The 20,874-nt window shown below is 66.6% G+C and carries 19 protein-coding genes; 7 read left to right on the forward strand and 12 right to left on the reverse strand.

All coding sequences use genetic code 11. The features are described 5' to 3' along the window. Positions 1-96: 96 nt before the first annotated feature. From gyrA to ligA, 6 genes are all read right to left on the reverse strand, one after another. Complete coding sequence (gene gyrA / locus O0J73_RS05075; protein WP_308308147.1) at positions 97-2,811, reverse strand: DNA gyrase subunit A; 2,715 nt, start codon at positions 2,809-2,811, stop codon at positions 97-99. Positions 2,812-3,033: 222 nt separating this feature from the next. Next, a complete protein-coding gene (gene mtnA, locus O0J73_RS05080) occupies positions 3,034-4,098 on the reverse strand; it encodes an S-methyl-5-thioribose-1-phosphate isomerase (protein ID WP_006452954.1) in 1,065 nt (354 codons plus the stop codon). Positions 4,099-4,145: 47 nt separating this feature from the next. Further along, on the reverse strand, positions 4,146-4,874 hold the full coding sequence (locus O0J73_RS05085) for a DUF3011 domain-containing protein (RefSeq protein ID WP_049458739.1): 729 nt from the start codon (positions 4,872-4,874) through the stop codon (positions 4,146-4,148). A 139-nt stretch (positions 4,875-5,013) separates the two neighbouring features. Then, the gene (gene epmA, locus O0J73_RS05090; protein WP_006452957.1) at positions 5,014-5,970 is read right to left on the reverse strand and encodes an EF-P lysine aminoacylase EpmA; all 957 of its coding nucleotides are present in this window, start codon (positions 5,968-5,970) and stop codon (positions 5,014-5,016) included. Further along, positions 5,967-6,452, reverse strand: a complete 486-nt coding sequence (locus O0J73_RS05095) for a GNAT family N-acetyltransferase (RefSeq protein WP_006452958.1) — start codon at positions 6,450-6,452, stop codon at positions 5,967-5,969. The genes epmA and O0J73_RS05095 overlap by 4 nt, the downstream gene beginning before the upstream one ends. 49 nt (positions 6,453-6,501) lie before the next feature. After that, positions 6,502-8,973: an NAD-dependent DNA ligase LigA gene (gene ligA / locus O0J73_RS05100; protein ID WP_308308153.1), complete on the reverse strand. Its 2,472-nt coding sequence runs from the start codon at positions 8,971-8,973 to the stop codon at positions 6,502-6,504. Between the two features lie 230 nt (positions 8,974-9,203). Between ligA and O0J73_RS05105 the strand changes: the two genes are divergently transcribed. Beyond that, entirely contained in the window at positions 9,204-10,328 is a 1,125-nt protein-coding gene (locus O0J73_RS05105) for a pyridoxal phosphate-dependent aminotransferase (protein ID WP_308308148.1), read from the forward strand. Between the two features lie 115 nt (positions 10,329-10,443). On the opposite strand, the gene zipA is transcribed toward O0J73_RS05105, so the two are convergent. The 6 genes from zipA to O0J73_RS05135 all read right to left on the reverse strand — a co-directional run bounded on the left by zipA (position 10,444) and on the right by O0J73_RS05135 (position 16,785). Next, complete coding sequence (zipA, locus tag O0J73_RS05110) at positions 10,444-11,181, reverse strand: cell division protein ZipA (protein ID WP_197564560.1); 738 nt, start codon at positions 11,179-11,181, stop codon at positions 10,444-10,446. Between the two features lie 46 nt (positions 11,182-11,227). Beyond that, entirely contained in the window at positions 11,228-14,731 is a 3,504-nt protein-coding gene (gene smc / locus O0J73_RS05115; protein ID WP_308308149.1) for a chromosome segregation protein SMC, read from the reverse strand. A 259-nt stretch (positions 14,732-14,990) separates the two neighbouring features. Further along, positions 14,991-15,440 carry a 50S ribosomal protein L9 gene (gene rplI, locus O0J73_RS05120; protein WP_006452981.1) on the reverse strand — a complete coding sequence of 150 codons (450 nt, stop codon included), beginning with the start codon at positions 15,438-15,440 and terminating at the stop codon, positions 14,991-14,993. A 105-nt stretch (positions 15,441-15,545) separates the two neighbouring features. After that, positions 15,546-15,776 carry a 30S ribosomal protein S18 gene (gene rpsR / locus O0J73_RS05125; RefSeq protein WP_002804494.1) on the reverse strand — a complete coding sequence of 77 codons (231 nt, stop codon included), beginning with the start codon at positions 15,774-15,776 and terminating at the stop codon, positions 15,546-15,548. 11 nt (positions 15,777-15,787) lie between these two features. Then, entirely contained in the window at positions 15,788-16,225 is a 438-nt protein-coding gene (gene rpsF / locus O0J73_RS05130; protein ID WP_006452997.1) for a 30S ribosomal protein S6, read from the reverse strand. Between the two features lie 221 nt (positions 16,226-16,446). Continuing rightward, positions 16,447-16,785, reverse strand: a complete 339-nt coding sequence (locus O0J73_RS05135) for an iron-sulfur cluster assembly accessory protein (RefSeq protein WP_006452998.1) — start codon at positions 16,783-16,785, stop codon at positions 16,447-16,449. Between the two features lie 128 nt (positions 16,786-16,913). Here O0J73_RS05135 and asnS point away from each other — a divergent pair, with 128 nt between their 5' ends. From asnS to O0J73_RS05165, 6 genes are all read left to right on the forward strand, one after another. Next, positions 16,914-18,308, forward strand: a complete 1,395-nt coding sequence (gene asnS / locus O0J73_RS05140) for an asparagine--tRNA ligase (RefSeq protein ID WP_006452999.1) — start codon at positions 16,914-16,916, stop codon at positions 18,306-18,308. 30 nt (positions 18,309-18,338) lie between these two features. Then, positions 18,339-18,638: a hypothetical protein gene (locus tag O0J73_RS05145; RefSeq protein WP_005417403.1), complete on the forward strand. Its 300-nt coding sequence runs from the start codon at positions 18,339-18,341 to the stop codon at positions 18,636-18,638. A gap of 7 nt (positions 18,639-18,645) precedes the next feature. Continuing rightward, positions 18,646-18,960, forward strand: coding sequence for a hypothetical protein (locus tag O0J73_RS05150; protein WP_006453002.1), 315 nt, complete (start codon positions 18,646-18,648; stop codon positions 18,958-18,960). 7 nt (positions 18,961-18,967) lie between these two features. Next, positions 18,968-19,606 (forward strand): FMN-binding negative transcriptional regulator, encoded by a 639-nt coding sequence (locus tag O0J73_RS05155; protein ID WP_308308150.1) that lies wholly within the window; start codon positions 18,968-18,970, stop codon positions 19,604-19,606. A 72-nt stretch (positions 19,607-19,678) separates the two neighbouring features. Next, complete coding sequence (gene can / locus O0J73_RS05160; protein ID WP_006453004.1) at positions 19,679-20,341, forward strand: carbonate dehydratase; 663 nt, start codon at positions 19,679-19,681, stop codon at positions 20,339-20,341. 19 nt (positions 20,342-20,360) lie between these two features. Beyond that, positions 20,361-20,874: 3-hydroxyanthranilate 3,4-dioxygenase (locus O0J73_RS05165; protein WP_308308151.1), on the forward strand; the 514-nt coding region annotated here is incomplete at its 3' end.

Below are 20,874 nucleotides of genomic sequence, written 5' to 3' on the forward strand. Positions count from 1 at the left end.
ACCGCCGACGTGAAGCGCGCGCGTATGTATGGCATCCGGATACGACGACGCCGGCACAGGGCCGGCGTCGTCGGGTACCTCAAGCTGGCGGCAGGATCACTCCTGCGCGGTGTCCTCGCTGCTGGCAGCAGCCGGGATGCCGTCGGTCGCGGCCGGGGCGGCGGCGGCCACCTCGTCCTCGTCCTCGTCGATCGAGGCATCCATGCGTTCCACCGCCTGCAGCTTCTCGTCCTTCGACAGGCGGATCAGGGTCACGCCCTGGGTGTTGCGGCCGACGCGGCTGATTTCCGAGCCACGGGTACGCACCAGGGTGCCGCCATCGGAGATCAGCAGGACTTCATCGCCGGAGCCCATCAGCACCGCGGCCACCAGCTTGCCGTTGCGCTCGGTGGTCTGGATGCCGATCACGCCCTGCGTGCCACGGCCCTTGCGCGGGTAGTCCGGCAGCGGGGTGCGCTTGCCGTAGCCGTTCTCGGTGGCGGTGAGGATGTACTGCACACTGGCGTCGTCGGCGCCGTCGATCACCGCATCGCCATTGGCTGCGATGTCCTCGACACCGTTGTCGTCCTCGTTCTCGTCCTCGCTGCCGCCGGCACTCTCGGCCACGATCAGGCTGACCACTTCCTCGCCGGCCGGCATCTTGATGCCACGCACGCCGGTCGCGGTACGGCCCATCGAGCGGACCTTGTCCTCGCCGAAGCGCACGGTCTTGCCGTTGGAGGCGAACAGCAGGATGTCACGCTCACCGTCGGTCAGGCCGACGCCGACCAGCGCATCGCCCTCGTCCAGGTTGATCGCGATCTTGCCGCGGGCCAGACGGAAGGCGAACTCGCCCAGCGGGGTCTTCTTGACCGTACCGTTCTTCGTGGCGAAGAACACGAACTGGCCATCGGCGTATTCGCGCACCGGCAACACGGCCTGCACGCGCTCGCCCGGCTCCAGCGGGATCCAGTTGATGATCGGGCGGCCACGGGCGTTGGAACCGGCTTCCGGCAGCTGGTAGACCGGCAGCCAGAACACCTTGCCCGAACTGGTGAAGGTCAGCAGCGTGTCATGCGTGTTGACCAGCCACAGCTGTTCGATGAAATCCTCTTCCTTGGTCGCCGCCGCACTGCGGCCACGGCCACCACGGCGCTGCGCGCGGTACACGCTCACCGGCTGGCGCTTCACGTAGCCGGCATGCGACACGGTGACCACCACGTCTTCCGGCGCAATCAGGTCGAGGATGTCCAGGTCTTCTTCGCTGTGACGGATCTCGGTGCGACGCTCGTCGCCGAATTCGGCCTTGACGTTGACCAGTTCCTCGCGGATCACCTGCAGCAGGCGGTCGGGATCTTCCAGGATGTGGATCAGCCCGGCGATCACTTCCAGCAGCTGCTTGTACTCGTCGGTCAGGCGGTCCTGCTCCAGCCCGGTCAGGCGGTGCAGGCGCATTTCCAGGATCTGGGTGGCCTGGATTTCGGTCAGCTGGTAGCCGCCCTCGATCAGGCCCACGCCCCTGGGCAGGTCTTCCGGACGCGAGGCTTCGGCACCGGCGGCGCCCAGCATCGCACCGACCAGGCCCGGCTCCCACACGCGTGCCAGCATGCGCTCGCGGGCTTCGTTCGGGTTCGGCGAGGTCTTGATCAGTTCGATCATCTCGTCGATGTTGGCCAGCGCGACGGTCAGGCCTTCCAGCACGTGGGCACGGGCGCGCGCCTTGCGCAGCTCGAACACGGTGCGCCGGGTGACCACTTCGCGACGGTGGCGGACGAACGCCTCCAGCATCTGCTTGAGGTTCATCAACTGCGGGCGGCCATCGACCAGCGCCACCATGTTGATGCCGAACACCGACTCCATCTGCGTCTGCTGGTACAGGTTGTTCAGCACAACCTCGGCAGATTCACCGCGCTTGATCTCGATGTAGATGCGCATGCCGTCCTTGTCGGACTCATCGCGCAGCTCGCTGATGCCTTCGATCTTCTTTTCCTTGACCAGCTCGGCGATCTTCTCGATCAGACGCGCCTTGTTCACCTGGTAAGGAATTTCAGTGACGATGATCGATTCGCGGCCGTTGTCGGCCACTTCGATATCGGCCTTGGCACGGATGCGCACGCGGCCACGGCCGGTGCGGTAGCCGGCGACGATGCCGGCGGTGCCGTTGATGATGCCGGCGGTCGGGAAGTCCGGGCCCGGGATGTACTCCATCAGGCCGTCGACATCGATGTCCGGGTTGTCGATCAGCGCGATGCAGGCGTTGATCGATTCGCTCAGGTTGTGCGGCGGGATGTTGGTCGCCATGCCCACCGCAATACCGGCCGAACCATTGACCAGCAGGTTCGGGAACCGGGTCGGCATGACCGTCGGCTCCAGTTCCTTTTCGTCGTAGTTGGGCTGGAAATCGACGGTTTCCTTGTCGATGTCCGCCATCAGCTCATGCGCCAGGCGCGACATGCGCGCCTCGGTGTATCGCATCGCCGCGGCGGAGTCGCCGTCGATCGAACCGAAGTTACCCTGGCCATCGACCAGCATGTAACGCAGCGAGAACGGCTGTGCCAGGCGCACCAGCGTGTCGTACACCGACTGATCGCCATGCGGGTGGTACTTACCGATGACGTCACCGACGATACGCGCCGACTTGAAGTAGGGCTTGTTGCTGTGCGCGTTCAACTCGTTCATCGCGAACAGCACGCGACGATGCACCGGCTTGAGGCCGTCGCGCGCATCCGGGAGCGCGCGGCCCACGATCACGCTCATGGCGTAATCGAGGTAGCTCTTGCGCATCTCGTCTTCCAGGTTGACCTGGATGATTTCCTTGGCGGTTTCTGCCATTCGGGTTCCGTTGTCTGGTAGCGGTCCAGTCCGGCGCAGCCCTCTGCGGGAGGGGGTCGTGCCGGAACCTCGATTCAACCTGTGGATACTACCACAACAGGCCGTTTTCCGCCTCCCTTTACGGGGATTTTACCGGCACAAATCAGGAACTTAGGGGATTGCTGCCGGCCACCGGCCGGTACGAGCCGGGGGCGCAGGTCACTCTGGGGCGCCCCCGGCCCTTCAACCGCCGAAGGCGGCGCGCATGTTCTCGACGGTCGGATTCAGGATCACCCCGCGCTCGGTCACGATGGCGTCGATCAGTTCGCCCGGGGTCACGTCGAACACCGGATTCCAGGCGGCAATGCCCTCGGCCACGGTGCGGGTGCCGCCCACGCCGTACAGCTCGCCCGGGTCACGCTGCTCGATCTCGATCTGGCTGCCGTCCACGGTCTCCATGTCCACGGTGGAAGACGGTGCCACGACCATGAACCTGACACCGTGGTGGCGGGCCGCAATGGCCAGCTGGTAGGTGCCGATCTTGTTGGCGGTATCGCCATTGGCGCAGATGCGGTCGGCGCCGACGATCACCCACTGCACGGCGCCGGTCTTCATCAGATGCGAGGCCGCCGAGTCGGCGATCAGCGTGGCGTCGATGCCATCCTGCTGCAGCTCCCACACGGTCAGGCGCGCACCCTGCAGCCACGGTCGGGTCTCGCCGGCGAAGACGCGGGCGATACGGTGCTGGGCCATGCCGGCACGGATCACACCCAGTGCGGTACCGAAACCGGCGGTGGCCAGCGAACCGGTGTTGCAATGGGTCAGCACGCCGCTGCCAACGTCGATCAGGCCCGCGCCCAATGCCCCCATGTGGCGGTTGGCGGCCAGGTCTTCCTCGGCGATGGCCTGCGCTTCCGCGGCCAGCAGTACCTTCCAGTCCGGGCCGGCAGCGCTCAGGCAGCGGCGCATGCGTGCCAGCGCCCAGGCCAGGTTGACCGCCGTCGGACGCGAAGCGTTCAACCGTTGCAGCGCCGGTTCCAGCTGCTGCAGTGCCTGCGCGCCATCGGCCGCCTGCACGTCTCGCGCCGCCAGCACCACGCCCCAGGCCGCGGCGATGCCGATCGCCGGCGCACCGCGCACGGTCAGTGCGTGGATGGCCGAGGCGACCTCGTCACTGTCATGGCACACCACATGCTCGACCACGAACGGCAGCTTGCGCTGGTCCAGCAGTTGCAGGGCATCGCCGGTCCACAGGATCGGGCGGATGTGGTCGTAGCGGGCGTAATCGATGTCGGAGGCAGTGTTCATGGGCTCATTGTAGGGCCACACCCTCCAGGGTTGGAGCCTGCCCGGGCTCAATTCACCGAGAATTCGGCACGGCAGCCGCCATCCACCCAGATCCCGTTGCGGTTCCAGCCCCAGGTGCTGCCTTCCTCACAGGGCGTGCTGGACAGCTGCTCGGAAACGGCGGCCCCCACCGAGATGCTGGCACCGCAGAAGCGGCGCTTCTTCGACTTGGATTCGCAGGTCAACCTGCGCGGCACATCGACGAAGCGACCCTCATCATCGGCCACTTCGAAATCGCCCTGGCAACCGCGGCTGGTCCACACTTCATTGCGCTTGTAGCCCCAGCCCTGCCCTTCCCGGCACGGCAGCGCCGACAGCTGCCGCAGCAGGCGTACCGGGGCGCCGTCCAGACGCACCGGGCAGCTCTGCGGGCGGCCGTTGGATTCACACCGCACCACGCGACGGACCAGGCGCTTGCCTTCAGTGGCCGCAGCCGTGGCGCCGGCAGCGCGACGGGCGCGGAACTCGGCACGGCAGCCCAGGGTGACCCACACGCCACTGCGGTCGGTTCCCCATTCGCTGCCGCGGATGCAGCTGTTATTGGACAGCTGGCGGACCAGGTCGACGCCGTTGCTGACATCGATATCGCAATGCACCCACGCCATGTCACGCGATTCGCAGGTCACCACTGCATCGTCGTAGCCCACCTGCTGCGCAGACGCCGATGACGGCAGCCAGGCACCCCAGAGCGCGATGGAGTACACCGGTGCAGCGACGACCGCAAACCACTTGACCAATGCCTTCCCCAACTGGAGTGGACGAATTCCGATGCCAGTGTCTCGCATCTGCCGTGATAAGAGCATCATCCTGCTTGTCGAAGCAAGCGCGCTGACGCGGCAATCCGTTCAGTCTTCGATGTTCAGGAAAACGCAGCACTCACGCATGGGCGAAGTCGTAGGCCAGCACATCGGCAATGCAAGGCGTGCGGTTCATCGCCATCAGCAGGCGATCGACACCGACGGCGACGCCGGCACAGGCCGGCATCGACGGCAATGCGGCCAGCAACGCCTCGTCCAACGCCGGCTGCACCTGGCCGCGCTCATGCCGGCGCTGCAGGTCACGCTGGAAGCGCGCACGCTGTTCATGGGCATCGTTCAGTTCGTGATAGCCGTTGGCCAGTTCGACCGCCCCGAGGTACAACTCGAAACGTTCAGCCAGCGGCGGCGTGCCGGGGCGGATGCGCGCCAGTGCGGCCTGGCTGGCGGGCCAGTCATGCACCACGGTCATCACCGCGTCATCGAAATGCGGCTGGATATGGTGGGTCATCAACAGATCCAGCCAGTCGTCGCGGGTCAGGCCGACCGGATCGATATGTACGTCGCCCAGTGCGGCACGCAGTGCGGCCTCATCGGCGTCGAACGGGTCCACGCCCACACGCTGCTGGAACAGCTCGCGGTAGCTCAGCACGTGCAGCGACGCGCTGCGCCCGACCAGGGCCAGCGCCTGGCCGACCAGCTCGGCGGTTTCCTGTACCAGACGGTGGTGGTCCCACCCCACCCGGTACCACTCCAGCATGGTGAATTCCGGGTTGTGGCGGCCACCGGCCTCGCCGTTGCGGAACACCCGGCCCAGCTCATAGCAGTCGCCCACGCCCGCCGCCAGCAGCCGCTTGAGCGGGTACTCCGGCGAGGTGCGCAGCCAGCGGCGACGGCCACCGGCATCGACATGGCCGCTGAAATCGGTATGGAAGCTGTCGATGTTCGGCTCGGTGTTGCCCGCCACCGAGAGGATCGGCGTTTCCACCTCCAGTACATCGCGCTCGGCGAAGAAGCGACGCACCAGTGCATTGAGTGCGGCACGCTGCTGCAGCGTGCGCAGCAGGGCCGCGCTCACAGAATGCCCTCCGGGCGCGGGTGGTCCAGCGGCAGGGTCAGCAGGTCACGGGTGTCATCGATGTAGCCGCTAGCCAGGTACAGTCGGCGGGCCAGCTCGTTGTGGTGGTTCACTTCCAGGCGCAGGCGGCTGACGCCACGCCCGCGGGCGCGCTGTTCGCAGATGGCCAGCGCCTGCTTGCCACGGCCACGGCCGCGCGCGCGATGGCTCAGGTACAGCTCGTCCAACAGCATGAAGTGGCCGCCCTGCTCCAGGCTGAAGCCCATCGCGATCACCGCGTAGCCCACCACTTCAGCCACTTCGTCCAACCACAGCAGCACTTCGCCGTTGCGCGGGTCGGCCAGCAGTGCATCCACGCCGCGACGCACGCGCGCGTCATCGAAGTCGATCCTGTCTTCGGCATAGAACTCGCGCATCAACGCGATCAACCGTTCCTCGTCGGCGCGGGTGGCCAGGCGGAAATCCAGCGGGGCGGTCTGCATCGGTGTTCCTTTGTGTTTCATGCCGGGCGCGAGGCACCCGGCGGGGTCATCATTCGTGTTCGGCGAGGTAGGCCAGCAGGCGGTCTTCGTCCCACACCGGCACGCCCAGCGACTGCGCCTTGTCCAGCTTGGAGCCCGCTTCAGTACCGGCCACCACGAAGCTGGTCTTCTTCGAGACGCTGCCGGAGACCTTGGCACCGAGTGCTTCCAGGCGCTCCTTGGCGGCATCGCGGGTGAGCTGGGCCAGGGTGCCGGTCAGCACCACGGTCTGCCCGTCCAGCGGGCCGGCCACGATCCCGGCCAGCGCCGGCGCCTTGGCCAGGATCAGCTGCATCGCCTTTTCGGCCGCCAGCAGCATCGCACCATGACCTTCGGTGTCCAACCAGTCGGCCAGGCCGCGCGCGGTGTCGTCCGGCAGGCCCGCGTTGACGAACTGGCCATGTTCGGCATCCAGCACCGCCTGGGCGCCCGGCAACGCCGCCACCAGCTTCTCCGCGCGCAGGCGGGTGATGCCGGGAATTTCCGATTCAACCAGCAGCTGTGCCAGATCCAGGCCTTCGCGCAGCTTTGCGCTGGGCGCATGCACATCACTGATGCGCACCTGGCCGACCTTCAGCAGGTCATCGATGGCCTGCTGGTTGCCCTGCTGCTCGAAGAAATGGCCCAGCGAACGCGCCACTTCGCCACCGATGTCGGGCACGCGCTTGAACAACGGCCACGGCAGGTGGCGGATCAGCTCCAGATCACCGAACCATTGCGCCAGCGCCTTGGCCGTGCTCTCGCCGACATGTTCGATGCCGAGCGCGAACAGCAGCCGCTCCAGCGTGGCGGCACGGCTTGCATCGATGGCCGCGATCAGGTTGTCGGCCCACTTGGTGGCGATCTTCTTCGTGTTCCATTCGAAGCTGGCCGGCTGTACCAGCGCTTGTGCGCGCCAGCCCGGATCATTTCCATCCAGTTTGAGCACCGCATTGAGCACGACGCCGCTGCCTTCGGCCGGCAGGTGCAGCTTCAGCGCGGCGGCCAGAGCGGAAGGGTCTTCGGCATCCAGCACCAGCTTCAGGTGCAGCAGCTGGTCGCGGTTGAGCCGGTACAGGTCGGCCACGCTCTTGACGATGCCCGCGTCGACCAGGGTTTCAATGTACTTGTCACCCAAACCATCGATGTCCATCGCGCGGCGCGAGGCGAAGTGGGCAATCGCTTCCTTGCGCTGTGCCGGACAGGACAGCTCGCCCGAGCAACGCCACGCTGCAGCGCCTTCCTCGCGCACGATCTCCGAGCCGCACACCGGGCAGCGCGTCGGCATCTGCCACGGCGTGGTGCCCTGTGGGCGGCGGTCGAGGATGACGCTGACCACTTCCGGGATCACGTCACCGGCGCGGCGCACGATCACGCTGTCGCCCACGCGCACATCCAGGCGTGCGATCTGGTCGGCGTTGTGCAGCGTGGCGTTGGAAACGATCACACCGGCCACCGCCACAGGCGCCAGACGCGCGACCGGCGTGGCGGCACCGGTGCGGCCGATCTGGATCTCGATTGCTTCCACGGTCGTGCTCTGTTCCTGCGCCGGGAACTTGTGCGCGATGGCCCAGCGCGGCGCACGCGAGACGAATCCCATCGCCTGCTGGCCGGCGCGGTCATCCAGCTTGTAGACCACGCCATCGATGTCGAACGGCAGGCCATCGCGGCGCTCGCCGATGTCGCGGTAGTAGCCGAGCAGGCCGTCGGTGCCTTCCACCACCTTGCACAGCGCGCTGACCGGGAAGCCCCAGGCGCCAAGCTGGGCCAGCGTGCCCGAATGGGTGTCGGGCAGTTCGCCGCCCTGCACCTCGCCGGTGCCGTAGGCGAAGAAGCTCAGCCTGCGCTGCGCGCTGATCTTCGGGTCCAGCTGGCGCAACGAACCGGCGGCGGCATTGCGCGGGTTGGCCAGCACCTTGCCACCCTGCTGGCGGGCACGCTCGTTGTAGGCCTCGAAGTCGGCGCGCGCCATGTAGACCTCGCCGCGCACCTCCAGCACGTCGGGCCAGTCCTTGCCATGCAGGCGCTTGGGAATGTCGCCGATCTCACGCAGGTTGGCGGTCACGTCCTCGCCGGTACTGCCATCGCCGCGGGTGGCACCCAACACGAAATGACCTTCTTCATAGCGCAGGCTGATCGCTAACCCATCCATCTTCGGCTCGGCCGAAAACTGCAGGCTGCGACGGCCCAGGCGCTCATCGATGCGGCGCACGAAGTCGGCCACTTCCTCATCGCTGAAGGCATTGGACAGCGACAGCATCGGCACCGCGTGGCGTACTTCCGGGAAACGGCCGGACGGACGGGCGCCGACCTGCTGGGTCGGGCTGTCGGCACGTGCCAGCTCCGGATGCTCGCGCTCCAGCGCTTCCAGCTCGCGCACCAGCCGGTCGTAGTCGACGTCGGGGATCTCCGGCGCATCCAGCTCGTGGTAGGCGCGGTTGGCCTGGGCGATCTGCCGGCGAAGGTCTTCGGCGCGTTCGGCGGGGCTGGGGCTCATCGGGATCCGGTGGTTCTGGGATGGCCGGGGATTCTACCGCGCCCGGCCGTCAGGCCCTGTAACGCCGGCGCCCTTTGTAGCGTCGAGCCATGCTCGACTGGCGCTCCCCCGCCCTGGTAGGTGCCAACCCTGGTTGGCACATCTTCAATGGAGCTGGCTCGACTCCACAACAAGCGGGCTTGCCGCCCACCGCCACCAGCGTTAGCGTGCGTCGGTTGCCCTCTGGAATCCCGCCCGTGACCCTGCCTGCCTCCCGCCGCCACTTCCTGCAACTGGCCGGTGCCGGTCTCGCCCTGGCGGGCAGCGGCCTGCCCCGCCTCGGCCAGGCACAGCCCGCCGCAGTCGCGGCGCCTGTCCCTGCCGACGGCGCCGTGCTGCTGAACTTCAACGAATGCCCCTACGGCCCCTCGCCTGCAGCACAGCAGGCGGCACGCGACAGCATCGCTCAATGTGGCCGCTATCGCTTCGAGCTGGCTGCTCAGGTCCGCGACGCCTTCATCGAGCAGGCGCGCATCCCCGCCGACCACGTGCGCCTGTACCCCGGCTCCAGTGAACCACTGAACCGTGCTGCCACGCTGTGGACCGGTCCGCAGGCGGGACTGGTGGTGGCCGACCCCACTTTCGAGACGCTGGGCGAGGTCGCCGCCGCGCATGGCGCGCACGTGCAGAAGGTGCCGTTGCGCGGGGACGGCGCGCACGACCTGCGCGCGATGGCCGCCGCCGCGCATGCACGCCCCACCGGGCTGCTGTATGTGTGCAACCCGAACAATCCGACCGGCTCGATCAGCCCGCCGGATGAGCTTGCCTGGCTGTTGGCCCACAAGCCCGCGTCCACCCGCGTGCTGGTCGACGAGGCCTACCTGCAGTACAGCGAGCAGCCGAGCCTGATCACACAGGTTGCACAGCGCGATGACCTGATCGTGCTGCGCACGTTTTCCAAGCTGTACGGCATGGCCGGCCTGCGCATGGGCGTAGCGGCGGCACATCCCGACCGCCTGCGTGAACTGGCCAGCCTGGGTGACAACCCGCTGCCGGTGCCCGCGCTGGCAGCGGCACTGGCCAGCCTTCGCGACCCGCAACTGATCGCGCAGCGACGACTGCAGAATGCGAAGGCACGACAGACCACCCTTGCATGGCTGGGCAAGCGCGGCTTCAGCTGCCTGCCCTCGGAGGCAAACTGCTTCGTGGTCGATGTCCAGCGCGACGGTGCTGCATTCGCCAAGGCCATGGCGGAGAACGGCGTGGTGATCGGGCGCAGCTGGCCGATCTGGCCGCAGCGCGTGCGCGTCACCGTGGGCACCGAAGAGGAGATGGCGGCATTCCGCAGCGCGTTCGCCAAGGTGGCCGGCGTGCCGGCCTGACGCAGAGGGTGGGGGCGAACCTCGGCTCGCCCCATCCACGCATGGCGTGGTTCTACCCGGGGATACCGAACAACGGCCGACGGTGGGTGCCGACCGTTGGTCGGCACATCCAGTTTTACCAGCGCGGGGTCTTGGTCAGCGGCGGTGCCTGGTGCTGGCGGTCGTAGGCGCGCAGTTCGTCGCGGATGTGCGCGATGCGCTGGCGGCCCAGGGCATTGCGGCTGTCATCCAGCACCACGCCATCCAGCAGTTCGGCCATCCGCTGCACGGTCGGCAGCATCTTCTCCCAGGCGTCCAGCGCGGTCAGCGGCGCAGGCAGGGTCAGGAAGAAGGCAATCGCCGGGGTTTCCATGGCGCGGATGTTGGCCATGTCGAAGCTGCCCGGCTTCATGATGCTGGCCATCGAGAAGATCGGGCCGCGTTCGGGATGGGCCTCCACCAGGCGGTGGAAGACATTCATGTGGCCAAACACCAGGCCGGTCTTCTCGGCCGCCACCACGATGTCCTCGCCGCGCAGCTGCTCGCCGGCGCGGGCGGCCACGAACAACGAGACGATCTTGTCGAAGTCCTGGGTGGCGCGCTTGCCGAGATCGCTGGCTCCCGCGTCGGTGTCGGCCAGGCCGAGTTCGGCCTGCTCGCCTTCGCCACCCATGCCCGGTTCGACCCGGCCATCAGCCAGCGCGACGCCGTCATCGCCCAGCACCGGCTCGCGGCGCTCGCCACTGGTCGGCTCCGCGCTTTCCACGCGGCGCCCCTGGGGCTTCTTCTTCGGACGGCCAAACAGGAAGATCGCGGCGATCAACAGCAGGCCGGCGGCCAGGATGCCGATGCGCAACAGTGCCGTGTCGGACATTCGATAGGTTCTCCGGCTAGTTCATTCAGGTAACTAGGATGGCACGTCAGGCCGCGCCCGCCAATCGCGCGGCTTCTTCCAGGTCCACGCTGACCAGGCGGCTGACGCCCGGCTCGCGCATGGTCACGCCCGACAGCTGGTGGGCGGCTTCCATCGTGGCCTTGTTGTGGCTGACGAACAGGAACTGCACCTTCTCGCTCATTTCCTTGACCATGTTGGCCAGGCGGCCGACGTTGGCTTCGTCCAGCGGCGCGTCCACCTCGTCCAGCAGGCAGAACGGCGCCGGGTTCAGCTGGAAGATGGCAAACACCAGCGCCACCGCGGTCATCGCCTTCTCGCCACCGGACAGCAGCGAGATGCTGGAGACACGCTTGCCCGGCGGACGCGCCATGATGGTCACACCGGTGTCGAGCAGGTCTTCACCGGTCAGTTCCAGATAAGCATGGCCGCCACCGAACAGGCGCGGATACAGCGCCTGCACGCCTGCGTTGACGCGATCGAAGGTGTCCTTGAAACGGCCACGGGTTTCGCGGTCGATCTTGCGGATGGCGTCCTCAAGTGTTTCCAGCGCCGTGGTCAGGTCGGTGTGCTGCGAATCCAGGTACTCCGAACGCTGCGAAGCCTCGCCGTACTCGTGGATGGCCGCCAGGTTGACCGGCTCCAGCCGGCGCATGCGGCCGTCGATCTGGTGCACGGCCTGCTCCCAGTCGCCCAGGCGGGCGTCCTCGGGCAGTGCGTTGAGTACGTCCTGCAGCACGAAACCGGCCTTTTCCACCGCGCCCTGCAGGGTGTCCGCGCTGAGCACCAGCGCCTGCTGGTCCAGCTTGCGCTGCGATATACGCTCGCGCTGGGCCAGCGCCTGCTCGTCGCGCTGATGACGGGTCTGCTCGTAGTTGCGCAGCTCGGCATCGATGCCATCGAGCAGCGTGCGCGCCTCGGTCAGCACGCGGTCGGCACGCACACGTTCTTCCAGTGCGTTCTGGTGCTCGGCCTGCAGCGATTCAACCGGCGAATCACCTTCATCCAGTTGCGAGTGCAATTCACCCAGGCGCGAATCCAGCTGCCCGCGCTGGGTACCCATGCGCTCCAGTGCCTGGCTCAGTGACGCCAGCTGCGCACGCTGCGATTCCAGGGTGAGCGCCAGCGAATGCGAGCGTTCGCGCACCGCACGCGCAGCATCACGGGCGAGGTCGCGCGCCTCGGTCAGCTGGCGGCGTTCGCCCTCCAAGCGCTGCCGGGTTGATTCCAGATCACCCATGCTGCTGACCGCATTCTCCAACCGCGAGCGCGCTTCACGCGCCTGCTCATTGTTGGCTTCCAGCGTTTCCTGCAGCTGCTTCAGTTCACCTTCGATGCGGTCGATGCGGGTACGAGCGGCTTCCACCTTGCCCTGCTGGCCCTGCAGCTGGCCGGCAAGCTCGGAGACCGCACGATGGGCCTGGTACAACGTGCGCTGCGCGTCTTCGCGCTGCTGCTCGGCGGCCTGCAACTGTTCGCGGAAGCCAGCCAGCTGATCTTCCAGCTCAGCCTCGCGCTCCTGCAACTGTTCGATCTGCTCGCGCAGTTCATTGATCTCACGTTCGCGCAGCAATGCGCCCTGCTGGGCCGCACCCGAGCGCGAAACGCGCAGCCAGCCCTGGCCCAGGCGCTCGCCCCCCTGGGTGATGACCGAATCGCCTTCGGGCAGGCTGGCCTGCAGCGTCTTCGCCTCGGCCAGATCACGTGCACCGTGCAGGTGCGCCAGCAGGCGACGGATCGCGGCCGGGCCACGCACGCGTGCCGCCAGCGAGGTCGGGGCAACCTTCAGGTCCGCATCATCGTCGGCAACCAGCGCGATGTGACCTTCGTCCAGCTCACCCAGCGCATCGACCAGCCCGGCCGGGTCATCGACCAGCACGCCTTCGATCAACTGGCCGAGCGCACTTTCGACCGCATTTTCCCAACCAGCATCGACATCCAGGCGTTCGCCGACACGCGCCGCCGAATCCAGTCCATGCGCCTTCAGCCAGGCCACGGCAGCGCCCTGCTCCTGGCCGAGCGCGGCCTGCTGCAGGGTTTCCAGCGATGCCAGGCGGCCGCGCAGTCCATTGGCCTGCTTGCGCAGTTCGGCCAGTTCGTTCTGGCCGTTGCGCTGCTGCTCCTGCACGGCTGCCACGCCCTGCTTGCGGTGTTCGACTTCTTCGCCCAGTTCGTCCAGCGCGGTCTTCTGCGTGTCGTGCTGCAGGTGCAGCTGCTCGAAGGCTTCCTCCAGCGCATCCACGTCCAGCCCGGCGCGCTCGGCGGCCAGTGCTTCGCGGCGGCGGTCGGCGTCGAGGATCTGCTTGTCCAGGTAGTCCACGCGGGTGCGCTCGACATCGCCGGCACGCGACGCTTCCGAACTCTGCGAGGTGTGCTGCTCCCAACGCTGCTGCCAGCTGGCCAGCCGTTCCTCGGCCTCGCGCAGGCTTTCCTGCTTGATCTCGTTCTCTTCCTGCAGCTCCTCCAGCTGCGGGGTGGCGGCCTCCACCGCTTCGCGCAGCACCATCAGCTTGGCCTCGTCGCCGCTGATGTGCTGGCCCAGTTCGGCCAACGCCTGGCGGGTCTCGTCGCGCGCCTTGTGCAGGCGCTGCGACAGCTCGCGCTGGTGCTGGATCTGCTGTTCCAGGCGCGCCAGCGTGCTGCCGACCTGGTAGACCGCGGCCTGCGCGGTATTGAGCGCATCGGCAGCTTCTTCACGACGCACGCGCGAGGTCTCGATGCGGGCCTCGGCATCACGCTGGTCGGCGATCAGCTGCTGCAGCTTGGTCTCTTCCTGCGACAGGCCTTCGCGCAGCTTCGACAGGCGCCCGTCGAGTCCACGGAATTCCAGCGTCTTCCACTCGGCATCCTTGACCCGCCGCTCTTCCTGCAGCGCCTGGTACTGTTCGGCCTGCCGGGCCTGGCGCTTGAGGTGCTCGAGCTGCTTGCTGATCTCGTCGCGCAGGTCACCCAGCCGGTCCAGGTTCTCGCGGGTGTGGCGGATGCGGGTCTCGGTCTCCTTGCGGCGCTCCTTGTACTTGGAGATGCCGGCCGCCTCTTCCAGGTACACGCGCAGGTCTTCCGGGCGCGCCTCGATGATCTGGCTGATCATGCCCTGCTCGATGATCGAGTAGCTGCGCGGGCCCAGGCCGGTACCGAGGAACAGGTCGGTGATGTCGCGGCGACGGCACTTGGTGCCGTTGAGGTAGTAGTTGCTGGTGCCGTCGCGACTGACCGTGCGCTTGACCGAGATTTCGTTGAACGAGGCGTATTCGCCGGAAATCGTATGGTCGGAATTGTCGAAGATCAGCTCGACGGTGGCCTGCGAGACCGGCTTGCGGGCGTTGGAGCCGGAAAAGATCACGTCGGTCAGCGAGTCGCCGCGCAGGCGACTGGCCGAACTTTCGCCCATGACCCAGCGCACGGCGTCGATGATGTTCGACTTGCCGCAGCCATTGGGCCCCACCACGCCGGTCATGTTGGTCGGCAGGTGCAGGGTGGTCGGATCGACGAACGACTTGAAGCCGGACAGCTTGATCGTGGAAAGACGCATAGGGGTTCCGGACTGGGGCCGGCAAGCGGCCTGCGTTTACCCTCCAAGCCATTGATCCTGTTGGGATCGATGCCCGTGGAACGGGTGTGACGCCCTGAGTATACCGATGTGGCCGTGTTCTACGAATGGGCGTGGAACATTGTCCGGCCCCGCCCCGCCGGCCAGGCGTGGCGCAACGCTGAGAAAGCGGGCCATAAAACAAAACGGGCACCCTTGCGGGCGCCCGTTCTGCGGTGATTCCAGGCCTTGCGGCGTGGGATCAGGCTTCGGCGACGACGACGACCTTGACGGTGGTCTCGACGTCGGCGTGCAGGTGGACCAGCACGTCGTATTCGCCGATGTTGCGGAAGGCGCCTTCGCCCAGGATGACTTCGCTCTTGCTGACCGGCAGGCCGGCAGCGGTGAAGGCATCGGCGATTTCACGGGCGCCGACCGAGCCGTACAGCTTGCCTTCGGTCGAAGCGTTGGCGGCGATGGTCACGCTCGCGCCTTCCAGCTTGGCCTTGCGGGCGTCAGCGTCGGCGTGGATGGCCTGGGCCTTGGCTTCGTATTCGGCGCGCTTGGCTTCGAACTCGGCCTTGTTGCTCTCGGTGGCCGGCACGGCCTTGCCCTGCGGCACGAGGAAGTTACGGCCGTAGCCCGGCTTCACGTCGACCAGGTCGCCCAGGTTGCCGAGGTTGGTGACTTTCTGCAGGAGGATCAGCTGCATGGTATTGCTCCAGATGAGTTATTCGTTAGCGAGGCGATGCCCCGCAACAAAGGCTGTCCGAATAGCTGGCACAGCGGGGGCGGCACCGGGCCGCCCCGCCGGGCATCAGACGTCGTGGTTGTCGGTGTACGGAATCAGGGCCAGGAAGCGAGCGCGCTTGACGGCGGTCGCCAGCTGGCGCTGGTACTTCGACTTGGTACCGGTGACGCGGCTCGGCACGATCTTGCCGTTCTCGGTCAGGTACTGGCGCAGGGTGTTGAGATCCTTGTAGTCGATCTCCTTCACACCTTCAGCCGTGAACTTGCAGAACTTGCGGCGACGGAAGAACTTGGACATGGGAAGGCTCCTTAGGCGGCGGAAGCGGCGTCGTCGCCGGCTTCGTTGTCAGCGGTGGTGGTGGACTCGCCTTCTTCGTCGTCACGACGACGGCGCTCACCGCGCTCCGGCTTGTCACCCTTCTCGTCCTTGCTCTTCATGATCAGCGACTGCTCGGTGTCAGCCTCGTCACGCTTGATGACCAGGTTGCGCAGCACGGCGTCGTTGAAGCGGAAGCTTTCGGTCAGTTCGTTCAGAACGGCCTGGTCGGCTTCGATGTTCATCAGCACGTAGTGGGCCTTCACCAGGTTCTGGATCGGGTACGCCAGCTGGCGGCGGCCCCAGTCTTCCAGACGGTGGATGGTGCCGTTGCCGTTCTCGACCAGCGACTTGTAGCGCTCGATCATGGCCGGGACCTGCTCGCTCTGGTCCGGGTGGACCATGAACACGATTTCGTAATGACGACTCATGTTTTTTCTACCTTTCGGATGTGGCCTTGCGGCCGGACAGCCCCCCGCCGTTGAGACCGCGGTGGGGCAAGGATTCCCGCCAGGAAGGCAGGAAGCCGCGCATTATGGCGCAGATGGGGTGGCCGGGCAACCGGCAGGCCATAGGGCAACCTGAACCCGGGAGCAGCCTTCACGCCAACCAAGATTGGCCGCTACCAGAGCGATCAGGCTCACGTCGGCCCTCAGGCCTTGTCGGCGTCGGTGGTGAAGCTCTCGCCGCAGCCGCACTCGGCGGTGGCGTTCGGGTTGCTGAACGTGAAGGTCTCGCTCAGGCCGTGCTTGCCGAAGTCGATCACGGTGCCGTCCACCAGCGCCAGGCTCTTGGCATCAACGTAGATCTTCACGCCGTCCTGGTCGAACACGGTATCGCCCTCGCGCTCGTCGCGGGCCAGATCGGTCACGTGGCCCCAGCCGGAGCAGCCGGTCTTGGTCACGCCAAAACGCAGGCCCAGCGCACCGGGGGTCTGGGCGACGAAGCGCTGCACGCGCTCGAAGGCAATGGGGGTCAGGCTGACGGCCATGGGGCTACTCCAGAGGTACGGGGACATTATAAGGAGCCGTTGCCATGAAAAATGCCTCGCAAGCGGAACACTGCAACCGGTAAACTCCCGTGTTCACAGATCGAGTCGATCAGCAGAGGATTCAAGTCATGACGGTGGTCAGCGTTGAACATGCGCTTGCCGGGAAGATCCCGGAAGGCGGCGAAGTCACGGTACGCGGATGGGTGCGCACGGTGCGCGGTTCAGCGAATCTGGCCTTCGTGAATGTGAGCGACGGCTCCTGCTTCGCCCCGATCCAGGTCGTGGCCAACGACAGCCTGGCCAACTTCGACGAGATCAAGCGCCTGACCAGCGGCTGCTCGGTCATCGCCACCGGCACCCTGGTGAAGTCGCAGGGCAAGGGCCAGTCGTTCGAGATCCAGGCCAGCGCGCTGGAGGTGGTCGGCTGGGTCGAAGACCCGCTCACCTACCCGATCCAGCCCAAGCCGATGTCGCCGGAGTTCCTGCGTGAAGTGGCGCACCTGCGCCCGCGCACCAACCTGTTCGGCGCGGTCACCCGCATCCGCAACTGCCTGGCCCAGGCCGTGCACCGTTTCTTCCACGAGAACGGCTTCAACTGGATCAGCACCCCGATCATCACCACCTCCGACGCCGAAGGCGCCGGCCAGATGTTCCGCGTGTCCACCCTGGACATGGTGAACCTGCCGCGTGACGAGAAGGGCGCGATCGATTTCAGCCGCGACTTCTTCGGCAAGGAAACCTTCCTGACCGTGTCCGGCCAGCTGAACGTCGAGGCCTACTGCCTGGCGCTGAGCAAGGTCTACACCTTCGGCCCGACCTTCCGCGCCGAGAACAGCCACACCACCCGCCACCTGGCGGAGTTCTGGATGATCGAGCCGGAAATCGCCTTCGCCGACCTGGCCGAAGATGCGCGCCTGGCCGAAGAGTTCCTGAAGTACCTGTTCCGCGCGGTGCTGAACGAGCGCAGCGACGACCTGGCCTTCATCGCCGAGCGCGTGGACAAGAACGCGATCACCAAGCTGGAAGACTTCATCAACGCACCGTTCGAACGCATCGACTACACCGATGCGGTCAGCCTGCTGCAGAAGTCCGGCAAGAAGTTCGACTTCCCGGTCGAATGGGGCCTGGACCTGCAGACCGAGCACGAGCGCTGGCTGACCGAGGAACACGTCGGCCGCCCGGTGGTGGTGACCAACTATCCGGAGCACATCAAGGCCTTCTACATGCGCCTGAACGACGACGGCAGGACCGTTGCCGCGATGGACGTGCTGGCCCCGGGCATCGGTGAGATCATCGGCGGCAGCCAGCGCGAAGAGCGCCTGGACGTGCTGGACGCGCGCATGGCCCAGTTCGGCCTGGACCGCGAGCACTACAGCTGGTACCGCGATTTCCGTCGCTATGGCTCGGTGCCGCACGCCGGCTTCGGCCTCGGCTTCGAGCGCCTGGTGGTGTACGTCTGCGGCCTGTCCAACATCCGCGATGCGATCCCCTACCCGCGCGCGCCGGGCAGCGCGGACTTCTAAGCCCCACACGACCACGGAGGTACTGCCCCCATGACCCTGTTCTTCGCCCTCTGCTTCGTCGGCGTTGCAGTGGCCGGGTTCAGTGCCTTCGTGATCTTCTGGCCACTGACCCTGGTGCACGTGCGCGATCGCCATCCGGCGCTTGCCGAGCGCTTCGGCAGTGGCGCCTTCCTCAAGCCCGATGCCCTGGCCTGGCTGCTGCGCCGCGACTATCGCCAGCAGCCGGACCGCTCGCTGTCGGGACTGGCGACCCCGGCCTGGGTATCGCTGCTGACCCTGCTGGCCGGACTGGGCATGGCCGCCCTGCTCTGGCTGGCCTCGCTCTGGTAACACATCCATGAATGACATCACCGCCTCGCGCGACAGCTGGTGGCTGGCCAGCCTCGGCAACACCCTGATCTGGGCACGCCTGCGCGTGCGCCCGGCCGGCACCGCCGAAGTGCTCGACAGCGATGGCAACACGCTGAGCTATGACAGCGAAGACACCGCCCGTTCGCAGCTGTTCGACGCCGAATTCGTCGAGTACGACGGCCTGGACGAGGAAGACGCGCTGGTGCGTGGCTTCAGCCTGCACGAAGTGCAGCCGCCGCAGGCCGACAGCGATGAAGGCCTGCGCGGTCGCATGATCCAGTCGTTGGGCGGGCGCGCCTGACCCTCGCATGTTCACCCCGCGCGCCTTCGCCGAGACCGACCTGCTCTGGCTGGACCGCCTGCTGGCGCGCGATCCGTTCGTCACCGTGCTCACCGCGGGCAGCGATGGCCTGCCGGAGCTGACCCGGATGCCGGTGCTGTACCGGCGTGATGGCGAGCACATCGAGCTGCGCGGGCACTGGGCCCGTGCCAACCCGCAGTCGCGCCATCGTGGCGCGGCCAAGGTGCTGGTCGATGGCCCACATGGCTACGTCTCGGCCAGCTGGTACCCGGACAAGGAGCCCGCCGCGCGGGTGCCAACCTGGAACTACGCTGCGGCGGAACTGCGCGGCCAGCTTCATGCCTTCGACGATACCGATGCACTGGCCGAGCTGGTCGGCGCGATCAGCGACCGCTTCGAGGCCAGTGTCGGCCAGGCCTGGCAGTTCGATGCCACGCGTGCCGAGCATGGCCCGGAGCTGCGCGCCATCATCGGCTTCCGCTTCCAGGTCGAGCATGTACAGCTGAAGCTGAAGCTCAGCCAGAACCATCCCGACGCCAACCAGCAGGCGGTGATCGCCGCGCTGGATGCGCTGGCCACCCCGCCTTCCCAGGAACTGGCGCAGTGGATGCGCTGGCACCGCGAACAGGCCGCGCAGAACGGCTGAACGCCCCAGATTCCCGCGACGCCGCAGCCGGACGGTTGCAGCGAGCCCCCACCCGACGCCAGGGACCCGAACATGAAAGACATCCACAAGCTGCTGCAGAACAACCGCGACTGGGCCGACCGTATCGAGAAGGAAGATCCGGAGTTCTTCCACCAGCTGGCCAAGCAGCAGCACCCCGAGTACCTGTGGATCGGCTGCTCCGATTCGCGCGTGCCGGCCAACCAGATCATCGGCATGGCGCCGGGCGAAGTGTTCGTGCACCGCAATGTCGCCAACGTGGTCGCGCACACCGACCTGAACTGCCTGAGCGTGGTGCAGTACGCAGTGGACCAGCTGAAGGTGAAGCACATCCTGATCGTCGGCCATTACGGCTGCGGCGGCGTGCATGCCTGCCTGCACAACACCCGCGTCGGCTTGGCCGACAACTGGCTGCGCCATGTCGGCGACGTGATGCAGAAGCACACCGCGATCATCGATGCCATCGAGACCGACGAGCTCAAGCACGCCCGCCTGTGCGAACTGAACGTGATCGAGCAGGTCGCCAACCTGTGCCGCTCGACCATCGTGCAGGATGCCTGGGCGCGCGGCCAGAAGCTGATGGTGCATGGCTGGGTCTACAGCCTGAAGGACGGCCGCGTGCGCGAGATGGGCATCGACGTCGGCGCGCCGGAAGAGCTGCAGCCGGCCTACGAAAAAGCGCTGTCCTACGTGCCGCGCAAGGGCAAGCGCGACTGACTTCCAGGGGAAACCGATCATGCTCGCTTCGCCGATCAACCTGCACGCCTGGATCGAAGAACACCGCCACCTGCTGAAGCCGCCGGTGGGCAACAAGATGATCGACAACGGCGACTTCATCGTGATGGTGGTCGGCGGGCCGAACTCGCGCACCGATTACCACTACGACGAAGGCCCGGAGTGGTTCTACCAGCTCGAAGGCGAGATGGTGCTGAAGGTGCAGGAGGATGGCGCGGTGCGCGACATTCCGATCCGCGCCGGCGAGATCTTCCTGCTGCCGGGGAAGATACCGCACTCGCCGCGGCGCCCACCCGGCGGTGTTGGCCTGGTGGTCGAGCGCAAGCGCCTGCCGCATGAGCTGGACGGCGTGATCTGGCACTGCGAACGCTGCAACCACAAGCTGCATGAAGAGTTCTTCCCGCTGCAGAACATCGAAACCGACCTGCCCAAGGTGTTCGCGCGCTACCACGCCAGCCTGGAGCTGCGTACCTGCAGCCAGTGCGGGCATGTGGACCCGCTGCCGGCGCCGGCAG

The organism is Stenotrophomonas sp. Sm6012 (assembly GCF_030985895.1).
GTDB classification, from domain to species: domain Bacteria; phylum Pseudomonadota; class Gammaproteobacteria; order Xanthomonadales; family Xanthomonadaceae; genus Stenotrophomonas; species Stenotrophomonas forensis.